Raw genomic sequence first — 4915 nt, forward strand, 5'->3', positions numbered from 1 at the left:
CCCTGACTGGAATGGCTGGGATAACAAACTCGCCCGATACTTGTGGATATATCGTCACTTCCCACCGTTGACGAGACCAAGTCACGCCCTTCACTCTCTCTGTATAATTAGTGGCTAATTGATTGCGCTGTATTGAGAACGCATTAGGAATATCCACCTCACCAATTCTCGTTCCTCCAGTAAGCCAGCGGGGGGTCGACACTTCAATGGTAAAGATCACTTGCTCATAGATGCTGAAACCTGGCTTTACTGCACCCACGCTCTCATCTGGATTCTTGCCAACCCATGCACGAATAGCGATATCACCACTTTTTTGTAGGTCATAAATATCGGCCGCAACAGCAGACGTCACGAACAAACTGCCCATAACAGCGACAAAAGTAAGGACTAACGTCAGTAACAATGGTTGGTAAATTCGCTGGACTCGCATTCTTAGCGCTTTAGGCAGTTGACACAATGTAAGAAACGCCACCTGTCGCTGTGTATAATAGGTGGAAGGAATAAACATCATGGCTTGTTCTCCTCACTAGGCAAAGAAACGGGCGCTTTGAGCTGGATATAAAACTTAGCCCTTAAGAAAAGCTTAGGATCGGCCTCGACGCGTCGTAGCCATTTATCAGCCAGCTCTTCGCTTCCCAAAATTTCGTTTGAATTGAGCGTCTCCTTTATCATCAGTTCAGCCACCGTTTCTTCATCTGCGCCATCGCCTGTTCTCGGCTCATCAGCATCGAGTTCAAAGGACTCTTCGGCCCCATCAGTCGTTCCCATTTGGCTTTCGCTTGTTCGGTTGATGTCTTCAATAATACTGCTGACCACCGCCAAGTTGTTTTCCACATCAGGCCTAAGTTGGGCAGAAAGTTCAGGATTATCAGCCAAACTTTTCAACACATCACGAGCCGCCAGGTACTCACGCTGACGAGCTAATGCACTCCCAACATAATACGTACCTAGGTCGGTTTTTACCTGAAGGAATGCACTGTGAGCCAGTTTAAATTCGCGCGCATAATAGTACGCGACGCCTTTACGTAATGGATCATCAAAGTGCTTTGCCGCTTCAAGATACTTTTTCTGATTCAGCAAGCGCTGCCCCTGTTGGTCGGGGGTGAGCCATAAATCCCACCACCATTGGGCACTCTTGTCCCACATAGAAACTGACTCAATAACGGTCTCGTTAGCGGCAGTTTGCTCTGCGTTTGATTGAACCGTTTGAGCTAAGGTATCAGGGGAATAAAATGAGCCAGTGACGACCAAACCAAGCAAACACCATTGCACCAACCAACCTTTTCTAAACCAAAGCAGCATGATGAGCGCAAGGGGAAATAGCAAACCATATCCCATGTCTTTCCATGGCATCGAAGACTCGCCGTTGAGTTGTAGATTTCTTTCCACCGCGCTATTTAACTGCCTTATATCGGTATCATCAATCGTGACTTCAACTAAGCGCCCACCTGTTTTACGAGCCAGGAGATTCAATGAGTCTAGATCCACCGGATTTTTACTGACAATGTCACGGTTTCCTGCCGACAGTATCAATAACTGATAAGGCCTTTCACTGAAAAAATCTTCAAAAGCTCGGATGGTGGTGGGATTGACACCATCTGTGACAAGTAGCACTGTTGTACCTAATTCCCCAGACAGTTGTTGTTGAATCAATGGCAATACTTTTTCTGCCATTTTTCCTGATACAGGCATAATTTCTGGTGTTATTGCCGCTAAGAACGGTTCAAACACTTTACTGTCTTGTGTAACGGGCATCGCAACATGAGCGCTTCCCGCATAAACAACTAACCCCGTGCTTCCCCCCTGCCTAGCAGCTAATAAATCTCTAATCTTTTGTTTCGAACGTTCTAATCGGCTAGGAGGTAAATCTTGTTGCAGCATAGATTCACTGTTATCTAACACGACCAGCATGGAGGCTTTGTCTTCACCGAATGGGGATGCTTCACGCTGCCAAGTCGGTCCTGCACAAATCGTAATAGCGATAGTCACAATAACGATAAGCAGCTTAAGCGGCAGCTGCTTTCGCCATCCCATTTCGCTTATCACTAACGCATTGCGTAAATGGGTAGGAAGAAACTCTTTCCAGCTTGCTTTGGTTTCTTCTTGCCAACGCATCCAGAGTAAAAAGAACATCGGAACGAAGGCCAATAACCACAAAGGGCGTATAAAATGAAACTGCGTAACTAGCTGTTGTATTGTGAGAGAATCAAACATCGTTCGCTCCTTCCACATTATGATTATCTGATTGAGCAAGCATCCGACGACACCCTGTCGCGACACTGAAGGCCGTTAAATACATCACCACAACAATACCCATCAAATAGTGATGCAACCCCTGCTTCGGTCGGTAAGTGCTACTTTCATATAACTGTGGCTCCAACTCCCCAATGTCAATATAGGCCTGACTCAACTCTTCACGATTGAGTGCTGCAAACGCTTTGCCTCCCGACTCTTGGGCAATTCGATTAATCGTATCGAGATCAAGCGCCACTTCACCAACGGTTTGTGGGTCACCCATTGCAATAACATGAATGCGAACCCCCTTCGCTTTCGCGACTTTAGCCGCATCAACAGGCCCAACAAAACTCCCCGTGTCATTCCCGTCCGTGAGCACAATCACCACCTTCTCACGCTCATCCGCACTTGCATCATCAAACGAGCCTTGAGTGTTCTGATTTTTCTGAGTGCTCTGCTCAAAAACCTTAATCGCCAGACCAATCGCATCACCTAAATGTGTGCTTGGGCCCGCCATGGCCACATCGGTTTGATTTAATAGCTCCAGCCATACCTCTTGATCTGCAGTAAACGGGGTTTGCACAAAAGCCGCGTCACCAAATAAAATCAATCCAAGCCGGTCACCTCGCCGAGTGGTCACAAACTCAGTAAGCACTTCTTTGGTCGCGTCGAGTCGAGAAACTCTCTTGCCATTTTTCGATGTAAAGTCTTGCTCTGCCATGGAGCCAGATAGATCGACCACAACCATCACATCACGCCCAAACTGCTCTCTGACTTGCGGTTCACCCAACATCGTCGGTTTCGATAATGCAGACACCACCAGCACCCAAGTTATGACTAATGTTATGCGTTGCCACCAGCTCGCAGTTAACTGACTCGCACCTTCTGAAGGCGCTTCGCCAATGGCATTAACTAACTCTTTGAAGAAAGGCACTTTGATCGCCATCTGTTTGGTGCGATAGGCTGGTACGCCAAAATAGACCAACAAAGGTAAAGGCAAGGCGATGAACCACAAGGGATAGATAAATTCAAAACTAGCAGAAAAAATATCAAGCATTCCCTTTCTCCGTTGAGCTTAGCACCACAGAGGTTCTATGCGATTTTATCCATTCGAGGGATTTATTAATCACCTCAACACGTTGATCTCTGGTGAGCTCGGTTTTTGGGTCAATAAGGCTTTGCATCCACCGTTGAGAAAGCGCATCGGTAAACAGTGGTGACGCCTTTTTATTGCTTGTTCGGTAGGCGTCTAACTGATTCAAACACGGCTGCCCAAATAAGCGAGCATTGCGACTGTCTAAATGACGAAGCACCACTTTGAGTATCTTAAACGCACGCTCCGCTGCCTTTTTTTCTTGTGGATCAATCGACTTCAAGGCTAATACGGCTTCTTGGCGATACCGGTTCGTCCACCAATGCCTTACCATGCCATAAGCAAAATACAGAGCGACCAGCAGTAAAGCGAAACCCACCATTTTCCAACCAATGGTTTGAGGAAACCAACGCACGCTTTCTGGTATCGCGATATCGTGAAGATTTCGTAAGATATAGGTACTCGGTGGAGTGTGTTCGATGGACATCTATCTCCCTCCTACCCGTTTTTGTAACTGCGATATGTGATCACCCGATGTGTCCAATTCGATATAGGGCAGATGCTTCATTGCCATTAACTGGGCAAGAGATTGCTTTTTGCGTTCAGACCGTTGAGACAAACTCTCACTGGCCATGCTGACTTTCGAAGCGCTGTCTAAGTTGATTTGAAAACTGCCATCACCCACAATCCAATTTGCCTTGGCGATATGTTGAGGCAATGACTGCTCCAATGGATCGCTGACCATGATGGCGAGAATGTCATTATGTTGTTGAAGCTGTTTCAATCTATCGAGGTGCTGCTCTTGGCAATCACGCCAGTCACTAATGAAAATGAGTGTCGACTGTTTGAGTCTCATGCGTGTTATCTGTTCGATCCAACGCTCAAAACTGACCTCTTTATGGTCGTTAGTACTGACATTTAAACTCTGATTGACCAGAGCTAAACGTTTCAATTGAAAAAGTAAATCTGATTGAGAGCGCTGAGCTTGGGAATATAAGATTCGTTGGTGGGATACGGTCATAAAACCGACACGATCACCCTCTTTGAGTACTCGCCAACCGCATATAGCAGCAACTTCAGCCGCCACAACAGATTTCATCGAGTGTTGAGAAGCAAAAAACATGGCGCTGCGCTGATCAATACATATGATGACATTGCGGTCTTTCTCTTCGGTGTAACTGCGAACATGCGGCTTTCCTGTTCGCATCGTGACTTTCCAATCAAGGTTTCGGATGTCATCACCACGTTGATAATGACGCAACTCCTCAAAATTTAAGCCACGCCCTCGGAACATTGAACTGTGACGCCCCGATAACGCGCTCCCCGCCTTTAAATGTGGAAGCAGAGAAAATGACTCAGCTTGTGCTTGTAGCCTGACTAACCTTGCGTAATCGCAGTAAAGTCTGGGATCAAGGCCTTTTGATTTTGGAGCTTGTGTCGGCTTTGCCATAACGCCCCCTGTCTATCCAATCTCGACACTGTCGAGCAACTCTTCAACAACTTGTTGGTGGTTCACACCATCGGCTAGAGCATCGTAAGAAAGAGAGAATCGATGGCCCAACACGGTGGGTAGCATCGCTCTTACAT

Annotated in this window: 4 protein-coding genes and 2 pseudogenes; all 6 read right to left on the minus strand. The window is 46.7% G+C overall.

Annotated elements, in window-relative coordinates:
* A pseudogene (locus ACP45E_RS16845) lies at positions 1-511 on the minus strand (BatD family protein); the annotation flags it as partial.
* Entirely contained in the window at positions 508-2214 is a 1707-nt protein-coding gene (locus tag ACP45E_RS16850) for a vWA domain-containing protein (protein WP_017037849.1), read from the minus strand. The gene ACP45E_RS16850 and the pseudogene ACP45E_RS16845, both read right to left, overlap by 4 nt.
* The gene (locus ACP45E_RS16855; RefSeq protein ID WP_017037848.1) at positions 2207-3292 is read right to left on the minus strand and encodes a vWA domain-containing protein; all 1086 of its coding nucleotides are present in this window, start codon (positions 3290-3292) and stop codon (positions 2207-2209) included. Before ACP45E_RS16855 ends, ACP45E_RS16850 begins: the two co-directional genes overlap by 8 nt.
* Positions 3285-3815 (minus strand): DUF4381 domain-containing protein, encoded by a 531-nt coding sequence (locus ACP45E_RS16860; protein WP_017033882.1) that lies wholly within the window; start codon positions 3813-3815, stop codon positions 3285-3287. Before ACP45E_RS16860 ends, ACP45E_RS16855 begins: the two co-directional genes overlap by 8 nt.
* Complete coding sequence (locus tag ACP45E_RS16865; RefSeq protein ID WP_017037847.1) at positions 3816-4778, minus strand: DUF58 domain-containing protein; 963 nt, start codon at positions 4776-4778, stop codon at positions 3816-3818. It lies immediately after the preceding gene.
* 12 nt (positions 4779-4790) lie between these two features.
* Positions 4791-4915 (minus strand): annotated as a pseudogene (locus ACP45E_RS16870) (AAA family ATPase); the annotation flags it as partial.

This window comes from Vibrio genomosp. F10 str. 9ZD137 (assembly GCF_049974785.1).
GTDB lineage: Bacteria > Pseudomonadota > Gammaproteobacteria > Enterobacterales > Vibrionaceae > Vibrio.